At 73.0% G+C, this 21293-nt stretch carries 17 protein-coding genes and 1 pseudogene; 9 read left to right on the top strand and 9 right to left on the bottom strand.

What is annotated here, in order from left to right; genetic code table 11:
- Positions 1–135 precede the first annotated feature (135 nt).
- The 5 genes from F0L46_RS12830 (at position 136) to F0L46_RS12810 (ending at position 6013) form a co-directional block, all read left to right on the top strand.
- On the top strand, positions 136–1176 hold the full coding sequence (locus F0L46_RS12830) for an ABC transporter ATP-binding protein (RefSeq protein ID WP_149818097.1): 1041 nt from the start codon (positions 136–138) through the stop codon (positions 1174–1176).
- A complete protein-coding gene (locus tag F0L46_RS12825; RefSeq protein WP_149818095.1) occupies positions 1173–2246 on the top strand; it encodes an ABC transporter ATP-binding protein in 1074 nt (357 codons plus the stop codon). Before F0L46_RS12830 ends, F0L46_RS12825 begins: the two co-directional genes overlap by 4 nt.
- Positions 2247–2295: 49 nt before the next feature.
- The gene (locus F0L46_RS12820; RefSeq protein WP_149818220.1) at positions 2296–3840 is read left to right on the top strand and encodes an acetolactate synthase large subunit; all 1545 of its coding nucleotides are present in this window, start codon (positions 2296–2298) and stop codon (positions 3838–3840) included.
- Positions 3841–4019: 179 nt separating this feature from the next.
- Positions 4020–4634 (top strand): cysteine hydrolase family protein, encoded by a 615-nt coding sequence (locus F0L46_RS12815; protein WP_149818093.1) that lies wholly within the window; start codon positions 4020–4022, stop codon positions 4632–4634.
- Entirely contained in the window at positions 4631–6013 is a 1383-nt protein-coding gene (locus F0L46_RS12810) for an FAD-dependent oxidoreductase (protein WP_149818091.1), read from the top strand. Before F0L46_RS12815 ends, F0L46_RS12810 begins: the two co-directional genes overlap by 4 nt.
- Before the next feature lie 9 nt (positions 6014–6022).
- Here F0L46_RS12810 and F0L46_RS12805 read toward each other — a convergent pair whose 3' ends face one another.
- Complete coding sequence (locus F0L46_RS12805) at positions 6023–7042, bottom strand: SIS domain-containing protein (protein ID WP_149818089.1); 1020 nt, start codon at positions 7040–7042, stop codon at positions 6023–6025.
- Between the two features lie 24 nt (positions 7043–7066).
- Entirely contained in the window at positions 7067–7954 is an 888-nt protein-coding gene (locus tag F0L46_RS12800; protein ID WP_240539984.1) for a glucosamine kinase nucleotide-binding domain-containing protein, read from the bottom strand.
- Between the two features lie 119 nt (positions 7955–8073).
- Between F0L46_RS12800 and F0L46_RS12795 the strand changes: the two genes are divergently transcribed.
- Together F0L46_RS12795 and F0L46_RS12790 are read left to right on the top strand one after the other, a co-directional pair.
- Entirely contained in the window at positions 8074–8958 is an 885-nt protein-coding gene (locus F0L46_RS12795; protein ID WP_149818085.1) for an N-acetylmuramic acid 6-phosphate etherase, read from the top strand.
- A 97-nt stretch (positions 8959–9055) separates the two neighbouring features.
- Positions 9056–11242: a glycoside hydrolase family 3 N-terminal domain-containing protein gene (locus F0L46_RS12790; protein WP_149818083.1), complete on the top strand. Its 2187-nt coding sequence runs from the start codon at positions 9056–9058 to the stop codon at positions 11240–11242.
- On the opposite strand, the gene F0L46_RS12785 is transcribed toward F0L46_RS12790, so the two are convergent.
- From F0L46_RS12785 to F0L46_RS12760, 6 genes and pseudogenes are all read right to left on the bottom strand, one after another.
- Positions 11239–12111 carry an alpha/beta fold hydrolase gene (locus F0L46_RS12785; RefSeq protein ID WP_149818081.1) on the bottom strand — a complete coding sequence of 291 codons (873 nt, stop codon included), beginning with the start codon at positions 12109–12111 and terminating at the stop codon, positions 11239–11241. The genes F0L46_RS12790 and F0L46_RS12785 overlap by 4 nt on opposite strands.
- Positions 12112–12230: 119 nt before the next feature.
- On the bottom strand, positions 12231–12632 hold the full coding sequence (locus F0L46_RS12780; protein WP_149818078.1) for a F0F1 ATP synthase subunit epsilon: 402 nt from the start codon (positions 12630–12632) through the stop codon (positions 12231–12233).
- Between the two features lie 70 nt (positions 12633–12702).
- A pseudogene (gene atpD / locus F0L46_RS12775) lies at positions 12703–14127 on the bottom strand (F0F1 ATP synthase subunit beta); the annotation flags it as partial.
- 98 nt (positions 14128–14225) lie between these two features.
- On the bottom strand, positions 14226–15110 hold the full coding sequence (locus tag F0L46_RS12770; protein ID WP_149818074.1) for a F0F1 ATP synthase subunit gamma: 885 nt from the start codon (positions 15108–15110) through the stop codon (positions 14226–14228).
- A 48-nt stretch (positions 15111–15158) separates the two neighbouring features.
- Complete coding sequence (gene atpA / locus F0L46_RS12765; RefSeq protein ID WP_149818072.1) at positions 15159–16691, bottom strand: F0F1 ATP synthase subunit alpha; 1533 nt, start codon at positions 16689–16691, stop codon at positions 15159–15161.
- Positions 16692–16744: 53 nt separating this feature from the next.
- Complete coding sequence (locus tag F0L46_RS12760) at positions 16745–17317, bottom strand: F0F1 ATP synthase subunit delta (protein ID WP_149818070.1); 573 nt, start codon at positions 17315–17317, stop codon at positions 16745–16747.
- A 375-nt stretch (positions 17318–17692) separates the two neighbouring features.
- Here F0L46_RS12760 and F0L46_RS12755 point away from each other — a divergent pair, with 375 nt between their 5' ends.
- The gene (locus tag F0L46_RS12755) at positions 17693–17893 is read left to right on the top strand and encodes a hypothetical protein (RefSeq protein ID WP_149818068.1); all 201 of its coding nucleotides are present in this window, start codon (positions 17693–17695) and stop codon (positions 17891–17893) included.
- Positions 17894–18052: 159 nt separating this feature from the next.
- Here the strand turns inward: F0L46_RS12755 and F0L46_RS12750 are convergent, their stop codons facing one another.
- Positions 18053–20227, bottom strand: coding sequence for a primosomal protein N' (locus F0L46_RS12750; RefSeq protein WP_149818066.1), 2175 nt, complete (start codon positions 20225–20227; stop codon positions 18053–18055).
- A gap of 65 nt (positions 20228–20292) precedes the next feature.
- Here F0L46_RS12750 and F0L46_RS12745 point away from each other — a divergent pair, with 65 nt between their 5' ends.
- Positions 20293–21270: a tyrosine recombinase XerC gene (locus F0L46_RS12745; RefSeq protein WP_438646674.1), complete on the top strand. Its 978-nt coding sequence runs from the start codon at positions 20293–20295 to the stop codon at positions 21268–21270.
- The last annotated feature ends 23 nt before the right edge of the window (positions 21271–21293 follow it).

Here is a 21293-nt window from a genome sequence, read left to right as displayed (position 1 = left end):
AGTCTCGTCCGGGAACGCCCCCTCACCTTCGGGCTGCCGCCCTCGCCTCAAGCCCCGGCAGGGGGGCTTGAGGCCCTCTCCCCGCACGGCGGGGAGAGGTGACTGTCACCAAAGCAGACCAGGACCTCTGACCTCATGACCTCCGACGGCGTCCTCACCCTGGACGGCCCCGCGCCCGACGTCGCTCCCGAGCCCGCGCCGCTGCTCAGCGTGCGGGACCTGCGCACGCATTTTCGCACCGAGCGCGGCCTCTATCGCGCGGTCGACGGGGTGAGCTTCGACGTGCGGCCGGGGCGCACCCTGGGCATCGTGGGCGAGTCGGGCTGCGGCAAGAGCGTGACCTCCCTCTCCATCATGGGCCTCGTGCCCGAGCCGCCTGGCATCCGGGCGGGGGGCGAAATCCTGTTCGAGGGCGAGGACCTCCTCAAGAAGAGCCGCGCCGAGATGGAGGCAATCCGGGGCGACCGGATCGCCATGATCTTCCAGGAGCCCATGACATCGCTCAATCCCGTCTACCGGGTCGGCGACCAGATCGTGGAAGGCCTGCGCCGCCATCGCGCCCTGGGGGCGGGGGCGGCCCGCGAGCGGGCAGTCGAGATGCTGCGTCTCGTGCGCATCCCCTCCCCCGAGACGCGGGTCGACGCCTATCCCCACGAGATGTCGGGCGGCATGCGCCAGCGGGTGATGATCGCCATGGCGCTCGCCTGCGATCCCCGGCTCCTCATCGCCGACGAGCCCACCACCGCGCTCGACGTCACCATCCAGGCCCAGATCCTCGACCTGATGGGCGATCTCCAGCGGCGGCTCGGCACCGCCATCGTCCTCATCACGCACGACCTCGGCGTGATCGCCGAGACCGCCGACGAGGTGGTGGTGATGTATGCCGGCCAGGTGGTGGAGCGCGCCGACGTGCGCACCCTGTTCGCGGATGCCCAGCACCCCTACACCTTAGGGCTTCTCGCCTCGATCCCCCGCCTCGACGAGAGCCGCAGCCGGCTCCAGACCATCGAGGGCGCGGTGCCCGCACCCAACGCCATGCCCAAGGGCTGCCGCTTCTCGCCCCGCTGCCCGCTCGCCGATTCCCGCTGCCTGCGCGAGGAGCCGCCGTTGCGCGATCTGGGGCCCGGCCATCAGGCGCGCTGCTGGTACGCGCCCATCGAGGAGATCCGGGCATGAGCGGGCCGCTCCTCGTCGCCGAGGATCTCGTGAAGCACTTTCCCGTCGGCGGCGGGCTCTTTGCCAAGCCCGCCGGGGTCGTAAAGGCCGTCGACGGGGTGTCGCTGACCCTGCGGCGCGGCGAGACGCTGGCGCTCGTCGGCGAGTCGGGCTGCGGCAAGTCGACCCTCGGCCGCCTGATCCTGCGCCTGATCGAGCCCACCGCCGGCCGGGTCACCTTCGACGGCACCGACATGCGGGCGCTCGGCAAGGGGCCCTTGCGGCGGCTGCGGCGGCGGATGCAGATCGTGTTCCAGGACCCGTTCGCCTCCCTCAACCCGCGCCTGTCGGTGGCGCAGATCCTCGCCGAGCCCCTGGAGCTCCACGGACTGACGCAAGGGGCGGAGACGGATGCGCGGGTGCGCGAGCTCCTTGGGCTGGTCGGCCTCGCGCCCGAGCACGGCGAGCGCTATCCCCACGAGTTCTCCGGCGGCCAGCGCCAGCGCATCGGGGTGGCGCGGGCGCTCGCCACCAACCCGGACCTCATCGTCTGCGACGAGCCCGTCTCGGCCCTCGACGTCTCGATCCAGGCCCAGGTGGTGAACCTGCTCCAGGATCTGCAGGCGCGCTTCGGCCTGGCTTACGTCTTCATCGCCCATGACCTGGCGGTGGTGAAGCACATCGCCGACCGGGTCGCCGTGATGTATCTCGGGCGCATCGTCGAGATCGGCGACAAGCGCATCCTCTACGACGACCCGCGCCACCCCTATACCCAGGCGCTCCTCTCGGCGGCGCCCCGCCCCGATCCGCTGCTCGCCCGCGAGCGCATCATCCTGCAGGGCGACGTGCCGAGCCCGCTGGCGCCCCCGCCGGGCTGCGCCTTCCACACCCGCTGCCCTCATGCCCGCGAGCGCTGCCGCACGGACGTGCCCGCGCTCCGGCCGGTGGGGACGGGACGGGAGGCGGCCTGCCACTTCGCCGAGGAGATCGCGCCGCCCCAGGCCGCCGGGGGCGCGGCGCGCTCGGCCGCCGTCGCGGAGCGGCTCGGCGTCCTCGCCTCCCGCCGCGCCGCCCTCGCCCCGATCCTCTGAGAGCTCCCGGACCGTCATGCCCCTCCCCGCCCCCGCTCCCGCGCCGCTGATGAACGGGGCCGAGAGCCTCGTGCGCACCCTGCATGCCGGGGGCGTCGAGGTGTGCTTCGCCAATCCGGGCACCTCCGAGATGCACTTCGTCGCCGCCCTCGACCGGGTCGAGGGGGTGCGCTGCGTGCTCGCCCTGTTCGAGGGCGTGGTCACGGCCGCAGCCGACGGCTATGCCCGCATGACCGACAAGCCCGCCGCGACCCTGCTGCATCTGGGGCCCGGCCTCGCCAACGGGCTCGCCAACCTCCACAACGCCCGGCGTGCCCGCACCCCGATCGTCAACATCGTGGGCGAGCACGCCACCTTCCACCGGCGCTTCGACGCTCCCCTCACCGCCGACATCGAGGCGCTCGCCGGGCAACATTCCGCCTGGATGCGCACCTCCGAGAACTCCCTCACGGTGGCGGCGGACGGGGCGGAGGCCATCGCCGCCTCGCTCTCACCCCCGGGCGGGATCGCGACCCTCATCCTGCCCGCCGACACCGCCTGGGGCGAGGGCGGCGCGATCGCCCCCGTCCCCGCGATCCCCGCACGCGAGCGGGTCGACGAGGCGGCGGTGCGGCACGTCGCGGGGCTGCTGCGTTCGGGCGAGCCCGTGATGCTCCTCATCGGCGACAAGACCTTGAGGGGACGCGGGCCAGAGCTTGCCGGGCGCATCGCGGAGGCCACGGGCGCGCGGCTGATGGCGCCGATGTCGAACGCTCGCATGGAGCGCGGCGCGGGCCGGGTCGCGGTGGAGCGGGTGCCCTATCCCGTGGACGTGGCCTTGACGAAGCTCGCAGGGATCCGCCACCTCGTGCTGGTGGGCGCCGTCGCGCCCGTCGCCTTCTTCGGCTATCCGGGCAAGCCGAGCGAGCTGAAGCCCGTCGATTGCGACGTGCACGTGCTGGCGACCCCCGCCCAGGACGGGATCGACGCGCTCACGCGCCTTGCCGACGCCGTGAACGCGGCCGGGACCCCGCCGCCTCTCGCGCCGGCGTCCCGTCCCGCCCTGCCGAACGGCGGCGCCCTCGATCCCGCCGCGATCGCCGCGGTGATCGGCGCGCTCCTGCCCGAGAACGCCATCGTGGTCGACGAATCGATCACGACGGGGCGGGACTTCTTCCGGGCCACCATGGGGGCGCCGCCCCACGACTGGCTCCAGCTCACGGGCGGATCCATCGGCATCGGCATCCCGCTCGCCACCGGCGCCGCCGTCGCCTGCCCCGACCGGCAAGTGGTGACGCTCCAGGCCGACGGCTCCGGGATGTACACGCTCCAGGGCTTGTGGACGCAGGCGCGCGAGGGCTTGAAGGTCCTCACCCTCATCTTCGCCAACCGCTCCTACGAGATCCTGAAAGGCGAGCTCGCGGGGGTCGGCGCCAATCCGGGCCCCAAGGCCCACGACATGCTGAGCCTCGACCGCCCCGCCCTCGACTGGGTGCATCTCGCCCGCGGCATGGGGGTCGAGGCAGCGCGCGCCGAGACCCCCGACGCCCTCATCCGCGCCATCCGCGCCGGCCTCGACGCGCCGGGGCCATACCTCGTCGAGGTGGTGCTGTGAGTCCCCCCTCCCCCTTGCGGGAAGGGGCTGGGGGTGGGGGTCGGGACGCCATCCGCCGTCGATCCAAGATAGGGCTGTACGGGCGTGCGTGCTCCAAATCCCGATCACCAGCTCCGACTTTCCGACCCCCACCCCTAACCCCTCCCCGCAAGGGGGAGGGGGACACCGTCGAGTTCCCCATGGCCCATAGCTCCCTCGATCTCGCCCGTACGGCCCTCCTCATCGTCGACCTGCAGAACGACTTCCTCCACCCCGACGGCGCCTATAGCCGGGCCGGCCAGGGGGCGGCGGAGATCGTGGCGCTGCCGGGCCGGGTGAAGCCGCTCGCCGATCTCATGCGGGCGCGGGGCGGGCTCGTGGTCTCGACGCAGTTCACCCTCCAGCCCGGGCGGGGCGGCGAGCCGATCGTCTCGCCGCATCTGAAGGCGCTGCGGCCCTTCCTCGGGAAGGGCGACTTCCTGCCCGGCGCCTGGGGCCATCGCCTCGTGGACGAGCTCCAGCCCGCGGACGTCGTGATCGAGAAGGTGGCCTATTCGGCCTTCTACATGACCCGCCTCGAATGGGTGCTGCGCAAGCTCGGCGTGGAGCGGCTCCTCGTGGCGGGCATCGTCACGAACGGCGGCGTCGCCTCCACCGTGCGCGACGCCCATGTGCGCGACATCGACGCGATCGTGCTGGAGGACGGTTGCGCGGCGTTCTCGCCGGAGGTGCACCGCACCGCCATCGACGCGCTGCGGCCCGTCGGCCGGGTGGCGACGATCGCCGAGATGGCCCGGGAGGTCGAGGCCGCATGAGCCGGGTCGTCCGCGAGGTGCCCGAGTTCGAGGCCGAGGTGCCGCTCCTCGTGGTGGGCGGGGGCGCGGCGGGGTTGGTCGCGGCGCTCGCGGCCCGCGAGGCCGGGGTGGAGGCCCTGGTGCTCGAGCGCGATCCCGTGCCGCGCGGCTCCACGGCGCTCTCGGCGGGCCTCGTGCCCGCGGCCGGCACCCGCTGGCAGCGGGCGGCGGGGATCGAGGACAGCCCCGCGCTCTTTGCCGCCGACATCCTCAAGAAGGCGCACGGCGAGCCGGACGCGGCGGCGGTGGCGGCCGTGACGGAGACCGTGGGCCCTGTGCTCGAATGGCTCGCCGGCCGGCACGGCCTGCCCTTCTCGCTCATCGAGGATTTCCGCTATCCCGGCCACTCGGCCCTGCGCATGCACGGCCTGCCCTCTCGCTCGGGCGAGGAGCTGATCGACCGGCTGAGGGCGGCGGCGGAGGCGGCTGGGGTCGACATCCTGCCCGAGGCTCATGTCGTGGCGCTGTTCGCCGACGCCTCGGACCGGGTCGCGGGCGTGGAGATCGCCCGGCCGGACGGCTCGCGCGAGCGCATCGGCTGCGGGCGGCTGATCCTCGCCTGCAACGGCTATGGCGGGCACCGCGACCTCGTGCGCCGCCACGTGCCCGACCTCGCCGAGGGGCTCTATTTCGGCCATCCGGGCAACCAGGGCGACGCGGTGCTCTGGGGTGAGGCCCTGGGCGCCGCCACGCGCCACCTCTCGGGCCATCAGGGCCACGGTTCTGTGGCCCATCCCCACGGGATCCTCATCACCTGGGCCGTGATCATGGAGGGCGGCTTCCAGGTGAACCTGGAGGGCCGCCGCTTCGCCGACGAGACGGGGGGCTATTCGGAGGCCGCCGCCCCCGTGCTGGCGCAGCCCGAGGGGCTCGCGGTCTGCGTGTTCGACGCGCGCATCGCGGGCATCGCCCGCCAGTTCGAGGATTTCCGCCGGGCGGAGGCCGCGGGCGCCGTGCCTCAGGCCGATACGCCAGACGCCCTGGCCGGGCGCCTGGGGCTGCCCGTGGAGGCGTTCATGGCGACCTTCGAGGCGGTGGAGGCTTGCAAGCGCAGAGGCGACACCGACGATTTCGGCCGCTCCTTCGCGGGCGTCCCGCCCCTGGCGCCGCCCTACCACGCCGTGCGGGTCACGGGCGCCCTGTTCCACACCCAGGGCGGGCTCGTGGTGGACGGGCGGGCGCGGGTCCTGCGCCCCGACGGGTCGGCCCTGCCGAACCTCTATGCCGCCGGGGGTGCGGCCTGCGGCGTCTCGGGCAGCCGGGCCTCGGGCTACCTCTCGGGCAATGGGCTCCTCACGGCCGTCGCCTACGGGGCCCTCGCGGGCCGGGCGGAGCCTTGAGGGGCGAGGTCAGCGGGTGCGGGTGACCTTCTGGAGGTGGCGCGGCTGGTCGACGTCGATGCCACGCCGCTCGGCAAGGCGGACGGCGAGGCCATAGAAGGCCTGGACGAGGCAGATCGCGTCCGCGTCGGCATGGTCGGGGGGAAGCGCCGGCAGGCCGCCGTCGTCCAGGCCGGCGGCGAAGAGGTCGGCGCCCTTCTGGCGAAGCGAGGCCGCGAGCCGTCCCATGCCCTCCGCCCCGGCATCGTTCGGGACGAACATGAGGATCGGGAAATCGTCGCCCACGAGGGTGACCGGGCCGTGCATGAACTCGGCGCCGCTGAAGGCCTCCCCGTGCAGGTTGCAGGTCTCCTTGAGCTTCAGCGCCGCCTCGCGGGCGATCGCGAGCGTCGGGCCGCGGCCGATGGTGACGAGGTTCACCGCGTCGGCAAGGGCCGGGAGCGCGGCCGACCAGTCGAGGCCGCAGGCGCGCTCCAGGCGCTCGGGCAGGCGCCCGAGGGCCTCGCCCATGGCCCGCTCGCCCGACCACGCGGCCGCAAGCGTCAGGAGCGCGCTCGCCGAGGCGACGAAGGTCTTGGTGGCCGCGACGCTGAGCTCGGGGCCCGCCTCCATGGGCAGGACCACGTCGCAGGCCTGCGCCAGCGGGCTGTCGACGGCGTTGACGAGGGCCACGGTGAGCGCGCCCCCCGCCTTGGCGGAGCGCGCCTGCTCGATGAGATCGTCGCTGCGGCCCGATTGCGAGACGGTGAGGAAGAGCTGCCCCTCCAGGTTCAGCGGGCGCCCGTACACGGTGGCGATCACGGGCGAGGCGGCGGCGACGGGGATGCCGAGGGTGCGCTCGATGAGGTGCTTGCCGAAGGTGGCGGCATGGGCGGAGCTGCCCCGGGCGCAGGTGACGACCACGCGGGGCGGACGGGCGCGAAGCCGCGCCGCGAGATCCGCGACCGGAGCCCTCAAGGCCTCCGCCTGGCGGGCCACCACGGCAGGCGCCTCCCTGATCTCGGCTGCCATCTTGCTCTCGTCCGCCATCGCGTCCCTCCCTCGGCTGCTCGTCTAACGCCCCTCGGGCGCCGCGCGATCCGGGCCCGCGAGCGATCGGGCCAGGGCGACAGCGCCGTCGAGAGCGTCGCCCCGGGCCGGCACGAGGTGGCGGCGGGTCTCGTCCGCGAGAAAGGGGCCGATCGGCCCGCTCAAGCCCCCTGACAGCGCGATGCGCCCCGCGCCGAGCTCCACGAGCCGCCGCGCAAGCGCGTCCACATGGGCGCCGGCGTCTTGCATGATCGCGACGGCAAGCGGGTCGCCTGCCCCGGCGCGATCCACCACGAGGGGCGCGAGCCCGCCGAAATCGCGGGGCTTCGCTCCCGTCATGAAGGCGACGATCCCGTGCGGGTCGCCCCCGAAGCGGTCGAAGACCGCCTCGACGAGAGGGGTGCGGGGTCCTCGCCCGTCATGGGCCCACAGGGTGCGGCGCAGGGCCTCGGCCCCGATCCAGGCGCCGCTGCCCTCGTCGGAGAGGGGGTAGCCCCAGCCGCCGATCCGGTGCTCGCGGCCCCCGATCACGGCCCAGGCGATGGTGCCCGTGCCGACGATCACGATGCCGCCGTCCCCGCCCGCATGGGCGCCAAGGCACGCGATGCCGGCATCCGTCGCGATGGCGACCGCGCCGTAGGGGTGGGGATGCGCCGCCGCTGCCGTAGCGAGGGCGGGCTCGCTGGCGCCCGCAAGGCCGAGGCCCGCCGCGACGCGGGCGAGATCGCCTTCGCCGAGCCCCGCGGCCGCCAGGGCGTGCCGCGCCGCCTCGGCCACGGCGTCGAGCGCCTCCGCCACCCCGAAGCGCAGGTTCGCGGGCCCGCCCCGGCCTTCGCCGAGCACCGTGCCGTCCGGCGCGCACAGGCGGGCGCGGCAGCCCGTGCCGCCGCCGTCGACCCCAAGATGCAGCATCGCGGCCAAGCCGAACCCTCCCCCCCGCGTGTTCACCCGTCATGTCGGGAGCGCCGGGGCAGAACCCAAGGGCGTCCCGATGGTTCTCACGGGGCAAGCCCCGAGGGAGCGCGACCGTCTTGACCACCGAATCCGTCAGCCCCCGTTTCGCCGGCATCGACGCCTGGCCCCCCGCCGACATCCTCGACGCGCTCGTCGAGGGCCAGCTCGCGGCGGTGGCCGCCGTGCGCGCGGCCCGGCCCGCGCTGGAGGCGGCGGCGCTCGCGGTCGAGGCGCGCATGCGCCGCGGCGGGCGGCTCGTCTATGCGGGGGCCGGCACGTCGGGGCGGCTTGCCGTGCAGGACGGCGCGGAGCTGACGCCCACCTTCGGCTGGCCCCCTGAGCGCCTCGTCTTTCTTCTAGCCGGCGGCGAGCGGGCCCTGCTGCATCCCGTCGAGCGGGCCGAGGACCAGGCGGAGGACGGGGCGGGGGAGGCGCGCGCCGCGGGGCTCTCGCCCGACGACGCCGTCGTCGCGGTGGCGGCGAGCGGATCGACGCCCTACACGCTCGGCATCCTGCGCGAGGCGCGGCGCGTCGGCGCGCTCGGGATCGGCATCGCCAACAATCCCGGCACGCCTCTCTTGAGCGAGGCCGACCACGGCATCCTCCTCGACACGGGCGCCGAGAGCATCGCGGGCTCCACCCGCATGAAGGCCGGCACCGCCCAGAAGGTGGCCTTGAACCTCCTGTCGTCCCTCGTGATGATCCGCCTGGGCCGCGTCCATGACGGGCTCATGGTGGACGTGCAGGCCGTCAACGCCAAGCTGGAACGCCGCAGCATCGCCATGCTGACCCATCTCACGGGCTGCACGCCCGACGCCGCGGGCGACGCCCTCGAGCGGGCCGGGGGCCACGTGAAGCTCGCGGTCCTCCTCGTCGAGGGCGCAAGCCCCGAGCGCGCCCGGGACGCCCTTGAGCAGGCCGGCGGGCGGCTTCGCGACGCGCTGGCGATGCTGAAGGGTTAAGCACCAGGGCAGTCCATCGCCGCCCCCATCGACGCTGCCTCTGGGCGAACCGGGCTCGGCAGCCTAAATCCCATCGCGTCGCCCCTTCGGAGCCCCCATGTCGCGTCGTCTTGCGTTCCTCGCCCTTGCCGCCCTCCTCCCTCTCTCCGCCGCAGCCCAGACGCCCGCCGAGATCGACCGCAGGGTCGAGGACCTGCTCGGCCGGATGACGCTCGAGGAGAAGATCGGCCAGCTGCATCTGGGCTCCAACGGCCCGGGCTTCCGGCCGGACCAGGTGCGCCGGGGGTTCGTGGGCGGGCTCATGAACTTCAACGACGCGCCCGACGTCGCCCGGGTCCAGGCCATGGCGCGCGAGGGGCGCAACGGCATCCCGCTGCTCATCGGGCTCGACATCCTCCAGGGCTTTCGCACCATCTTCCCCGTGCCGCTCGCGCAAGCCGCGTCCTTCGACCCCGCCATGGCGCGCGAGGCGGCGGCGATCGCGGCGCGGGAGGCCTCCGCGGCGGGGGTGAACTGGACCTTTGCCCCCATGGCCGACCTGTCGCGCGATCCGCGCTGGGGCCGGGCCGTCGAGGGCTCGGGCGAGGACCCGCTCATGAACCGCCTGTTCACGGCGGCGCGGGTCGAGGGTTTTCGCGCGGGCGGGCTTGCCACCTCGCTCAAGCATTTCGTGGGCTATGGCGGCGCGATCGGCGGGCGCGACTACGACGTGTCGGAGATCGGCCCTGGCGACCTGCGCGACCTGCACCTGCCCGCCTTCAAGTCGGGGGTCGAGGCGGGGGCCGAGACCGTCATGGCCTCGCTCAACGCGCTCGACGGCGTGCCCGGCGCCGTGAACGAGGCGATGCTCAACGGGGTGCTGCGCCGGGACTGGGGCTTTCGCGGCTTCGTGGTGTCGGACTGGGACGGGGTGAAGGAGCTCATGGCCCATGGCGTCGCGGCCGACGGAGCCGAGGCGTCCCGCCGCGCCCTGATGGCGGGCGTCGACATGGACATGGAGAGCGGCCTCTTCGTGCGCCATCTGCCCGACGAGATCGCGGCGGGGCGCGTCCCCGTGAGCCGCGTGGACGAGGCGGCGCGGCGCATCCTGCGCATCAAGATGGAGATGGGGCTGTTCGGGCGGCCCGACCCCGACCCCGTGGCGGCGAGCCGCGCGATCATGCTGCCCGAGTCCCGCGCCAAGGCCCGCGCGGCCGCCCGCGACTCCATGGTGCTGCTCACCAATCGCGGGGCGCTCCCCTTCGCGCCCGGCGTGCGCTCCATCGCGCTCGTCGGCGCGATGGCGGGGAACGGGGCCGACCAGCTTGGGCCCCATGCCGCCCGCGGCTGGCCCGACGAGAGCGTCACGATCCGCCGGGGCCTGGAGGAGCGGGCGGGCCGCGCGGGGGTGCGCGTCGCCTATGCCCCGGGCTGCGACGCCGAGTGCCGCACGACGGAGGGCTTTGCCGAGGCGGTGCGGGCCGCGGGCGAGGCGGACGTCGTGGTGGCGGTGATGGGCGAGCCGCGGACGCAATCGGGCGAGGGCGCGTCGCGGGTGTCGCTCGACCTGCCGGGACGCCAGGGTGAGCTGCTCGACGCGCTCATCGCGACGGGCAAGCCCGTGGTGGTGGTCCTCATGACGGGCCGCCCGCTGCTGCTCGGGCCGCGGCTCGACCGCGTCGCAGGGCTGGTCATGGCCTGGTATCCGGGCACGGAGGGCGGCCCTGCGCTCGCGGAACTTCTGTTCGGCGACGCCGCGCCGTCGGGCCGCCTGCCCGTGAGCTGGCCGCGGCACGTAGGCCAGGTGCCGCTCACCTACAACCGCCTGCCCTCCGGGCGCCCGAGCGCGCCCGACAACCGCTTCACCCTGGGCTACATGGACGAGAGCCTGGAGCCGCTCTTTCCCTTCGGCTTCGGCCTCTCCTACACCGCCTTCGCCTATTCGGATCTCACCGTGCTCACGCCGAGGGCCGGCGTCGAGGACGAGATCCGGGTGCGGGTGCGGGTGACGAACACGGGCACGCGGGCGGGGCGCGAGGTGGCGCAGCTCTATGTGCGCGACCCCGTTGCGACCCGCAGCCGCCCGGTGCGGGAGCTCAAGGCCTTCGAGGCCGTGCGGCTCGAGCCGGGGGAGAGCCGCGAGGTGACCTTCCGGGTCGCGGCGTCCGATCTCGGCTTCCACCTCACCGACGGGACCTTCGTGGTCGAGCCCGGCGCGTTCCAGGTCTGGGCCGGCGGCGACGCCCGCGCCGCGCTGGAGGGCCGCTTCGAGGTCGTGGGCGGTCTGCGCCGGGCCGCGCGCTAGCGGCCGCCCGTGAGGAAGCGCAGCATCGCGAGGTTCACCGTCTCGGCCTCCTCGATGTGCACCCAATGGCTCGCCCCGTCGAGCCAGAGCGGGCGCCCCTGCCGGCAGAGCGCGAGGCTCGCCTCGGCGAGGCCTTTTTGCAGGAAGCGGTCGCGCCCGCCCCAGATCAGGAGGGTCGGCGGCTCGACCGTGGGCCGCGCGAGGCGGGGGCGGTGTCGAAGCGCGCGGTACCAGTTGAGCATGCCCGTGAGGGCGCCGGGCTGCGCCCAGGCTGCGGCATAGCGGTCGAGATCATCGGGCGAGAAGGTGCCGGGGCGGCTGGACCGGCGCAGGGCCCGGCGCATCAGGGCGAAGTTTCGGGCGCGCAGCAGCCCCTCGGGCAGGCCGGGCAGCTGGAAGAAGCCCACATAGGAGCTGCGCAGGAGCTGGCTTGGATGGCGGCGGATATAGGAGCCCGCGACGGCCGGATGGGGCGCGTTGAGCACCACGAGGCGGTCGACGCGGTGCGGGTGCTTCGAGGCCGTCCACCAGGCGACGAGGCCGCCCCAGTCGTGGCCCACCAGCGCGACCTTGCGCCGGCCGAGGGCGTCGGCAAGGCCGATCACGTCGGCGGCGAGGGTGTCGAGGTCGTAGGCGCCGACGCCCCGGGGCTTGTCGGAGAGATCGTAGCCGCGCCCGTCGGGGGCGAGCACGTGCAGCCCCGCGGCGGCCAGGGGCTCGATCTGGCGCCGCCACCCCCACCAGAACTCGGGGAAGCCGTGCAGGAGGATGACGAGGGGACCGTCGCGCGGCCCCGCCTCGACGGCGTGGAGCGTGATCCCGTTCGTGGCGAGGCGAACCTCGCCGACCCCCGTCTCGGCCTCGACCATGGCGTCTTCCTTGCCCAGGACAGGGCAACGGCGAGCGGCGGGGCAGGGTTCGGGGATGCCGGTAGAGAAAAGGCCGCCCTGGGGCGGCCTTGAGGGCGGACGCGACGAGGCGCCGCAGCCTATTGGAGGGAGGCGCGGCGCAGGTCCTGGAGGCGCGACAGGCGCTCCCCGGCCTCGATCTGGGCGTCGGCCCCGCTGGCCCCCGCGAGCGCCTGCTCGGCCGCCGTGATCTCGGCGTCGAGGCGGGCGGAGTCGAGCTCCGCGACGGGGATGGCCTGCTCGGCCAGGATGGTGAGGCCGGCCGCGTTCACGTCGGCGAAGCCGCCGCGCACGAAGAGGCGCTGGGCCCCGCCCGTGCCGCCCGAGACCGTCAGTATGCCGGGCTTCAGGGTGGTGATGACGGGCGAGTGACCCGGCAGGATCGTCATGTCGCCCTCGGAGGCGGGCAGCTGCACGCTCTCGACCTGCCCCTCGAACAGGAGGCGCTCAGGCGAGACGAGCTCGAGGTGGAAGGTGGCCATGGAACGCTCCGGCAAGAGAGGCCCCTCCCCGGGGTGCGGGGAGGGGCGGTTCGGCTAGGTGAAGGCGCGCTTACGCGGCCTCGGCCGCGAGGCGCTGGGCCTTCTCGACCGCCTCCTCAATGGTGCCGACCATGTAGAAGGCCGCCTCCGGCAGGTGGTCGTACTTGCCCTCGACGAGACCGCCGAAGCCTTTGATCGTGTCCTCGAGAGCCACGAACTTGCCCGGGGCGCCCGTGAACACCTCGGCCACGAAGAACGGCTGCGACAGGAAGCGCTCGATCTTGCGGGCGCGGGCCACCGTCAGCTTGTCCTCCTCCGACAGCTCGTCCATCCCGAGGATCGCGATGATGTCCTGGAGCGCCTTGTAGCGCTGGAGCACCTGCTGGACGCGGCGCGCCACGTTGTAGTGCTCCTCGCCGACGATCGCCGCCGAGAGCATGCGCGAGGTCGAGTCGAGCGGGTCCACGGCGGGGTAGATGCCCTTCTCGGCGATCGAGCGCGAGAGCACGGTCGTGGCGTCGAGGTGGGCGAAGGAGGCGGCCGGGGCCGGGTCGGTCAGGTCGTCGGCGGGCACGTAGATGGCCTGCACCGAGGTGATCGAGCCCTTCGTCGTGGTAGTGATCCGCTCCTGGAGGTTGCCCATGTCGGTGGCGAGCGTCGGCTGGTAGCCCACGGCCGAGGGGATGCGGCCCAGAAGCGCCGACACCTCGGAGCCCGCCTGCGTGAAGCGGAAGATGTTGTCGACGAAGAACAGCACGTCCTGGCCCTGGTCGCGGAAGTGCTCGGCGACCGTGAGGCCGGAGAGCGCGACGCGGGCGCGGGCGCCCGGGGGCTCGTTCATCTGGCCGTAGACCAGGGCGCACTTGGAGCCCTCGCCGCCGCCGTGCTTGTTCACGCCGGACTCGATGAACTCGTGGTAGAGGTCGTTGCCCTCGCGGGTGCGCTCGCCGACGCCGGCGAACACCGAATAGCCGCCGTGGGCCTTCGCGACGTTGTTGATGAGCTCCTGGATGAGCACGGTCTTGCCCACGCCCGCGCCGCCGAACAGGCCGATCTTGCCGCCCTTGGCGTAAGGCGCGAGCAGGTCGACGACCTTGATGCCCGTGACGAGGATCTGCGCCTCGGTGGCCTGCTCGGAATAGGAGGGAGCGGGCTGGTGGATGGCGCGCAGCGCCTCGGCCGGGACGGGGCCGGCCTCGTCGATCGGCTCGCCGATGACGTTCATGATGCGGCCGAGGGTGCCGACGCCGACGGGCACGGCGATGGGCGAGCCGGTGTCGGTCACGGGCTGGCCGCGCACGAGGCCCTCGGTGGTGTCCATGGCGATGCAGCGCACCGTGCTCTCGCCGAGCTGCTGGGCCACCTCGAGAACGAGGCGGCTGCCCTGGTTCTGCGTCTCGAGGGCGTTCAGGATCTCCGGCAGGTGGCCGTCGAACTGCACGTCGACGACCGCGCCGATGACCTGGGTGACGCGGCCCGTGGCGACGCGCGCGGCGGGGGTCTGGGTGGGGTTGATCTGGGCCATGGTGGTCCTCGTTCGGTGTCGGGTGGTGGCGGCGCCGGGCGCCGCCGCAATCGATCAGGCCAGTCGGATCACACGGCTTCCGCGCCGGAGATGATCTCGATCAGCTCCTTCGTGATCTGCGCCTGGCGGGTGCGGTTGTAGGTCAGCGTCTGCTTCTTGATCATCTCGCCGGCATTGCGCGTCGCGCTGTCCATCGCGGACATCTGCGCGCCGTAGAACGAGGCGTTGTTCTCGAGGAGCGCCCGGAAGATCTGCACCGCGATGTTGCGGGGCAGGAGGGTGGCGAGGATCTCGGCCTCGCCGGGCTCGTAGTCGTAGATCGCCTCGGAGCCGCCGCCCGAGGCCGAGCCGGTGGCCTCGATCTGGGCCGGGATCAGCTGCTGGGCGGTGGGGATCTGGGCGATGACCGAGCGGAAGCGGGCGTAGAACAGGGTCGCGACGTCGAACTCGCCGGCGTCGAAGCGGGCGAGCACGTTGCGGGCGATGCCCTCGGCGTGCTCGAATCCGAGCTGGCGCACGGAGCGCAGCTCGACGAAGTCGATGATCCGCTCACCGAAGGTGCGGCGCAGGACGTCGTAGCCCTTCTTGCCCACGCAGATGATCTTGACCGTCTTGCCCTCGGCGATGAGCCGGTTGGCATGGTCGCGGGCCAGGCGCGCGATGTTGGTGTTGAAGGCGCCGCACAATCCCCGCTCGCCCGTGCAGACGATGAGGAGGTGGGTGCGGTCAGCCCCCGTGCCCGAGAGGAGCCGGGGGGTGTCGGGGCCGGCGGTGAGGCCGCCCGCGAGGTTCCCGAGCACCCGGCTCATCCGCTCGGCGAAGGGCCGCGCGGCCTCGGCCTGCATCTGGGCGCGGCGGAGCTTCGCCGCCGCGACCATCTGCATGGCCTTGGTGATCTTCTGCGTCGCCTTCACGGAGGCGATGCGGTTGCGCAGATCCTTCAGCGACGGCATCGAGCGCCTCGACCTTTATCGTTGTTCACGCGGGGTGACGCCCGCCTCTCAGGCGAACGTCTTCGCGAAGTCCTCGACCACGCCCTTGAGCTTCGCCTCGGTGTCGGCCGAGAGGTCCTTCGAGTCGCGGATGGAGGAGAGGATCTCCATGTGCTGGCCCCGCAGGCGGCCGAGCAGGCCGTCCTCGAAGGCGCGCACCTTGTTGACGGGCATGCGGTCGAGATAGCCGTTCACGCCGGCATAGATCACCGCGACCTGCTCCTCCATCTTGAGGGGCGAGAATTGCGGCTGCTTCAGGAGCTCGGTGAGGCGGGCGCCGCGGTTGAGGAGGCGCTGCGTCGTGGCATCCAAGTCCGAGCCGAACTGCGCGAAGGCCGCCATCTCGCGGTACTGCGCCAGCTCGCCCTTGATCTTGCCCGCGACCTTCTTCATCGCCTTGGTCTGGGCCGCCGAGCCCACGCGCGACACCGAGAGGCCCACGTTCACCGCCGGGCGGACGCCCTGGTAGAACAGGTCGGTCTCGAGGAAGATCTGGCCGTCGGTGATCGAGATCACGTTGGTCGGGATGTAGGCCGACACGTCGTTGGCCTGCGTCTCGATGACGGGGAGCGCGGTGAGCGAGCCGGCGCCGTTGTCGTCGTTCATCTTCGCCGCGCGCTCGAGGAGCCGCGAGTGGAGATAGAACACGTCGCCGGGATAGGCCTCGCGGCCCGGGGGGCGGCGCAGCAGGAGCGACATCTGGCGGTAGGCGACGGCCTGCTTGGAGAGGTCGTCGTAGATGATCACGGCGTGCATGCCGTTGTCGCGGAAATACTCGCCCATGGCGCAGCCCGAGAAGGGCGCCAGGAACTGCATCGGGGCCGCGTCCGAGGCGGTGGCGGCGACGACGATCGAGTACTCGAGCGCGCCCTGCTCCTCCAGGACCTTCACGAACTGGGCGACCGTCGAGCGCTTCTGGCCCACCGCGACGTAGACGCAGTAGAGCTTCTGGCTCTCGGGGGAGCCCTCGACGTTGAGGGGCTTCTGGTTGAGGATCGTGTCGAGGGCGATGGCGGTCTTGCCGGTCTGGCGGTCGCCGATGATGAGCTCGCGCTGGCCGCGGCCGATTGGGATCAGGGCGTCGATCGCCTTGAGGCCCGTCGACATGGGCTCGTGCACGGACTTGCGGGGGATGATGCCCGGCGCCTTGACGTCGACGCGGCGGCGCTCGGTGGAGGCGATCGGGCCCTTGCCGTCGATGGGGTTGCCCAGCGCGTCGACGACGCGGCCGAGCAGGCCGCGGCCCACGGGCACGTCCACGATGGCGCCCGTGCGCTTCACGGTCTGGCCCTCGGCGATGTCGCGGTCGGAGCCGAACACCACGACGCCGACATTGTCGGACTCGAGGTTGAGCGCCATGCCGCGGGTGCCGGACTCGAACTCCACCATCTCGCCGGCCTGGACGCGGTCGAGGCCGTAGCAGCGGGCGATGCCGTCGCCGACCGACAGCACCTGGCCGACTTCCGTGACCTCGGCCTCCTGGCCGAAATTCTTGATCTGGTCTTTGAGGATCGCGGAGATCTCAGCGGCGCGAATGTCCATCGGTGGACCCTTTGGTTCGGATGATGGGTAGCGTTCGGCGGTGGCGGGCGGCCCTAGCGGGCCCCCTGCATCGCCAGGCGGATGGAATTGAGCTTCGTGCGCAGGGAGGCGTCCACCATGCGGCTGCCGATCTGGACGACCAGCCCGCCGATGAGCGCCGGGTCGATGCGCACCCGCATGTCGATCTCGGCCCCGGCCACCTCCTTGAGGGCGGCGCGGATCTCGTTCGTCACGGCCTCCGAGGGCTGCTCGGCGAGCCGCACCTCGGCCCGCACGATGCCCTTCGCGTCGGCCAGGAGCTCGCGGTAGGCCACGATCATCCGGGGCAGGGCGAACAGGCGGCGCTTGGAGGCCACGAGGCGGATGAAGTTGCCCGCGAGCCCGCCGATCCCGGCCTTGTCCAGGATCGCGGCGATGGCGCGGGTCTGCTCCTCGGCCGTGAAGATGGGGCTGCGCACGAGCCTTGCCAAGTCCGGATTGCCCTCGATCAGGCCCTCGAACCGATCGAGATCGGCCCCGACCGCGTCCATGGCCCCGGCATCGCGAGCCAGATCGAACAGGGCGGAGGCGTAACGCCCCGCCACGCCCGACACCACAGTCCCCGTCTGCGAACCGTTCTCAGCCACCGGCCTGTCTCTCTCAACTGGACCCCCGCGCCCGGCCGGACCACGCCGCGGGGGCGGAAGGCGGGACGCGTACGTCGATCGGAAATGCCACGACGGCGGAAGGCGCGCTCCGCCGGGTCAGGCGGCCGTGCACTACCATGGACGTCAGGGGGGCGCAACAGGGCGAGGGGGCAGAGTGGTGCAGTGCGATGTGAACGGAGGCGGGCTGAAATCGGCGCGGGTGAAGGGGGATGCGCTCTCCCGCGGGCGCGATGGCGGCTGCGGGCCTATCCGTCGACTCCAGAGGCGCCAGGTGGAGATGCTGGCGCGGATCGGCGATGGTGATGGCGTCCCGCCGAGCCCCCGGCGGCCCGTGGAGAGCCGCATCGTCCCCGCATGACCTCGGCCCCCCTCGCCTTCCGCGTCTTCAACGAGATCGGCATCGTCGAGCGATTGTCGCGCACGATGTTCGATCGCGTCATGCCCGACGGGCTGGCTCTGCCGCAATTCGTGGTGCTGAACCATTTCGTGCGGCTGGGGGCGAGCACTCCCCGGTGCGGCTCGGCTCCGCGTTCCAGGTCACGCGCCAGACGATGACGAGCACGCTCAAGGGCCGTGCCACGCGCGAGGCCTGCATCACCGCCTTCACGCCCGTGCTCGACCGGTTCTCCGGCCTCCTCGACGAGGCGGATCTGGAAGCGATCCTGCCGCCGCTCACCTGGTTGCGGCGGATCCTGGATGAGAAGAGAACTGGGCTTAGAGGAAGCTCTGCGGATCCACGTCGATCCCCACCCTGAGGCTGCCGCGCACCTTCGGGCCCATCGCGATCCATTGGCGCAGGAAGCCCTGGAGGTCGGCCTCGCGGGGGCACTTCACGAGGAGGCGGTAGCGGAAGCGGCCGCGCACCAGGGCGAGGGGCGCCTCCGCCGGGCCGAGCACGATCATGTCGGAGGCGGTGACGCCGATCTCGTGGGCGGTGCGGGCGAGCGCGCGGGCGTAAGCTTCCGTCTCGGCCCGGTCGACCCCCGAGACCACGAGCGCCGCGAGCCGGCCGAAGGGGGGAAGCCCCGCGATCTCGCGCACCCGCGCCTCCTCCTCGTAGAAGCGCTCGGCCTCCCCTGAGAGCAGTGCCGCGATCACGGGGTGCTCGGGCTGGTAGGTCTGGACCAGCGCCCGTCCCGGCCGGTCGCCGCGCCCCGCGCGGCCCGTCACCTGCTGGAGGAGCTGGAAGGTGCGCTCGGCGGCGCGGGGATCGCCGGAGGTGAGCCCGATATCGGCGTCGAGCACGCCCACCAGCGTCATGCCGGGAAAGTTGTGGCCCTTGGCGACGAGCTGGGTGCCGATCACGATGTCGACCTCGCCCGCCGCGATGGCGTCGAGCTCGCGGCGCAGCCGCTCCGTGCCGCCGGGAAAGTCGCTGGAGAGCACAATGGTGCGCTTGTCGGGGAAGACCGCCGCCACCTCCTCGGCGATGCGCTCCACGCCGGGGCCGCAGGCGGCGAGCGAATCGAGGCTGCCGCAGGCGACGCAGGCCTCGGGCTTGCGCTCGGTGTGGCCGCAATGGTGGCACACCAGCGCCCGGCGGAAGCGGTGCTCCACGAGCCAGGCCGAGCAGTTCACGCATTCGTAGCGGTGGGCGCAGGCGCGGCAGAGCGTGAGGGGGGCATAGCCCCGGCGGTTGAGGAAGAGCAGCGCCTGCTCGCCGCGCCCCGTGGTCTCCAGGATCGCGGTCTCCAGCCGCTGCGCGATCCAGCGGCCCTGGGGCAGCGGGTGCCGGCGCAGGTCGATCGCCGCGATCTGGGGCAGGGTGCGCCCGCCGAAGCGCTCGGGCAGCGCGATGCGGGCATAGCGCCCCCGCTCCACGTTGACCCGGGTCTCGAGCGAGGGCGTCGCGGAGGCGAGCACCACGGGAAAGCCCTCGATGCGGCCGCGCACCACGGCCATGTCGCGGGCGTGGTAGTGGACCCCGTCCTCCTGCTTGTAGGCGGTCTCGTGCTCCTCGTCGACGACGATGAGGCCGAGTTGCGCGTAGGGCAGGAACAGGGCCGAGCGAGCGCCCGCCACCACCCGGGCCTCCCCGCTCGCGATGGCGCCGTAGAGCCGCTCGCGCCGCCGCCCCGTCACGCCCGAGTGCCAGGCGGCCGGGCGGGTGCCGAAGCGGGCGGCGAAGCGGTCTAGGAAGGCGGAGGTGAGCGCGATCTCGGGCATGAGGATGAGCGCCTGGCGCCCCTGGGCCAGCGCCTGCGCCACCGCCTCGAAATAGGTCTCCGTCTTGCCGGAGCCCGTGACCCCCTCCAGCAGGGTGACGCCCGCCACGCCCGCCGCCACCGCGCGCACGAGGCCTGCGGCGGCCTCCGTCTGCTGAGGCGACAAAGCGGGCCTGGCGAAGTCAGGATCGGGGAGGCCCGCCACGGGCTCGGGGGCGAGCGTCACGGCCTCGAGCGTTCCCTCGTCGACGAGGCCGTCGATCACGCCCGCGCTCACGCCCGCCGCCTCGGCGAGCTCGCGCTTCGTCGTCAGCGCCCCGCCGGCCGCGGCCGCGAGCACCCGGGTGCGGGCGGGCGTCATGCGGGCGGGCGGGGGCCCGGCGAGGCGCACCCCCACCCGGGGCGCCTCGTCGGGGATCTCCTCGGCGACCTTCAGGCTCATGGCAAGCGCCGAGCCGCGGGGGGAGATGGTGTACCAGGCGACCCAGTCGAGGAAGCGGCGCAAGGGAGCGGGCAGCGCCGGCGCGTCGACCCGCCCGACGACGCTCTTGAGGTTCGCCGCCCCGCCCTGCCGCAGGGCCCACACCACGCCCACCGTCTCGCGGGTGCCCAGCGGCACGCGCACCACGTCGCCCTCGGCTACGGCGAGGCCCGTGGGGATCGCGTAGGAATAGGCGGTGTCGATGGCGAGCGGAATGAGAACGTCCGCGACGGGGTCGGCCATGGGGGTCCGTTCAGAGCTTGGAAACCCAGTTAGGCACAAAAAGGGAACGTGTCGAGGTCGAGCCCATGCCCAACGATTCGCAAGTTTCCGTCGAGGCGGCCCTCATGCCGGGCGATCCCGGCCTGGTGCGCGAGGCGCAGGGCTGGCTGCGGCGGCTTGCGAGCGAGCGCCGGCTCTCGCCCAAGACCGTGGAGGCCTATGCCCGGGACCTGCGCCAGTTCCTCGCCTTCCTCGTCGGCCATCTTGGCGAAACGCCGGGCGCGGTGGGCATCGTCGCCCTGAAGCCCGTGGACCTGCGCGCCTTCCTGGCGAGCCGCCGGGCCGAGGGGGTCGAGAGCCGGACGCTGATGCGCCAGCTCGCGGCCCTGCGCTCCTTCGCCCGGCACCTGTCGCAGGAGGGCTACGGCCCGGCCTCGGCCTTCGCGGCGATCCGGGGGCCACGGCTGCCAAAGACCCTGCCCCGTCCCATGAGCCCCGCGGCGGCGCTCGCGATGCTCGACACCGGCACCCGGGCGGGCTCGGAGCGGGAGGCCTGGATCCTCGCCCGCGACGCGGCGGTGCTGGCCCTCCTCTACGGGGCGGGGCTTCGCATCAGCGAGGCCTTAGGCCTCGCGCGGCGCGACGCGCCGACGGGGGACGTCGACGCGGTGACCGTCACGGGCAAGGGGGCGAAGACCCGCTCCGTGCCCGTGATCCCCCCGATCCGGCGGCTCATCGAGGATTATCTCGCGATCTGCCCCTACGGGCTCGCGCCGGACGGGCCGCTGTTCGTGGGCGCCAAGGGGGGCCCGCTCTCGCCCCGGATCGTCCAGCTCGCCACCGCGGAGCTGCGCGGGGCGCTGGGCTTACCCGAGACGGCGACGCCGCACGCCTTGCGCCACTCCTTCGCGACCCACCTCCTGGGCCGCGGCGGCGATCTGCGGGCCATTCAGGAGCTCCTCGGCCACGCCTCGCTCTCGACCACGCAGATGTACACGAAGGTGGACGCGGCCCGGCTGATCGCGGCCTATGACGCCGCCCATCCGCGCGCGGGCCGCGCATGATCCCGGCAAATGCCTATCGCAAC

It is taken from the genome of Salinarimonas soli (assembly GCF_008386575.1).
In the GTDB taxonomy this organism is placed as follows: domain Bacteria; phylum Pseudomonadota; class Alphaproteobacteria; order Rhizobiales; family Beijerinckiaceae; genus Salinarimonas_A; species Salinarimonas_A soli.
The sequence above is the reverse complement of the archived record's forward strand: the minus strand, read 5'-3'. Positions and strand labels throughout refer to the sequence as shown.

Bases quoted from the DNA above. Each gene is read 5' to 3' on its own strand.
- F0L46_RS12815 (WP_149818093.1), top strand. From the start codon at position 4,020: ATGGCCCATAGCTCCCTCGATCTCGCCCGTACGGCCCTCCTCATCGTC.
- F0L46_RS12755 (WP_149818068.1), top strand. From the start codon at position 17,693: ATGACCTCGGCCCCCCTCGCCTTCCGCGTCTTCAACGAGATCGGCATC.
- F0L46_RS12750 (WP_149818066.1), bottom strand. From the start codon at position 20,227: ATGGCCGACCCCGTCGCGGACGTTCTCATTCCGCTCGCCATCGACACC.
- F0L46_RS12745 (WP_438646674.1), top strand. From the start codon at position 20,293: ATGCCCAACGATTCGCAAGTTTCCGTCGAGGCGGCCCTCATGCCGGGC.
- F0L46_RS12780 (WP_149818078.1), bottom strand. From the start codon at position 12,632: ATGGCCACCTTCCACCTCGAGCTCGTCTCGCCTGAGCGCCTCCTGTTC.
- atpA (WP_149818072.1), bottom strand. From the start codon at position 16,691: ATGGACATTCGCGCCGCTGAGATCTCCGCGATCCTCAAAGACCAGATC.
- F0L46_RS12785 (WP_149818081.1), bottom strand. From the start codon at position 12,111: ATGGTCGAGGCCGAGACGGGGGTCGGCGAGGTTCGCCTCGCCACGAAC.
- F0L46_RS12770 (WP_149818074.1), bottom strand. From the start codon at position 15,110: ATGCCGTCGCTGAAGGATCTGCGCAACCGCATCGCCTCCGTGAAGGCG.
- F0L46_RS12805 (WP_149818089.1), bottom strand. From the start codon at position 7,042: ATGGCGGACGAGAGCAAGATGGCAGCCGAGATCAGGGAGGCGCCTGCC.
- F0L46_RS12825 (WP_149818095.1), top strand. From the start codon at position 1,173: ATGAGCGGGCCGCTCCTCGTCGCCGAGGATCTCGTGAAGCACTTTCCC.
- F0L46_RS12830 (WP_149818097.1), top strand. From the start codon at position 136: ATGACCTCCGACGGCGTCCTCACCCTGGACGGCCCCGCGCCCGACGTC.
- F0L46_RS12820 (WP_149818220.1), top strand. From the start codon at position 2,296: ATGAACGGGGCCGAGAGCCTCGTGCGCACCCTGCATGCCGGGGGCGTC.
- F0L46_RS12790 (WP_149818083.1), top strand. From the start codon at position 9,056: ATGTCGCGTCGTCTTGCGTTCCTCGCCCTTGCCGCCCTCCTCCCTCTC.
- F0L46_RS12810 (WP_149818091.1), top strand. From the start codon at position 4,631: ATGAGCCGGGTCGTCCGCGAGGTGCCCGAGTTCGAGGCCGAGGTGCCG.
- F0L46_RS12800 (WP_240539984.1), bottom strand. From the start codon at position 7,954: ATGCTGCATCTTGGGGTCGACGGCGGCGGCACGGGCTGCCGCGCCCGC.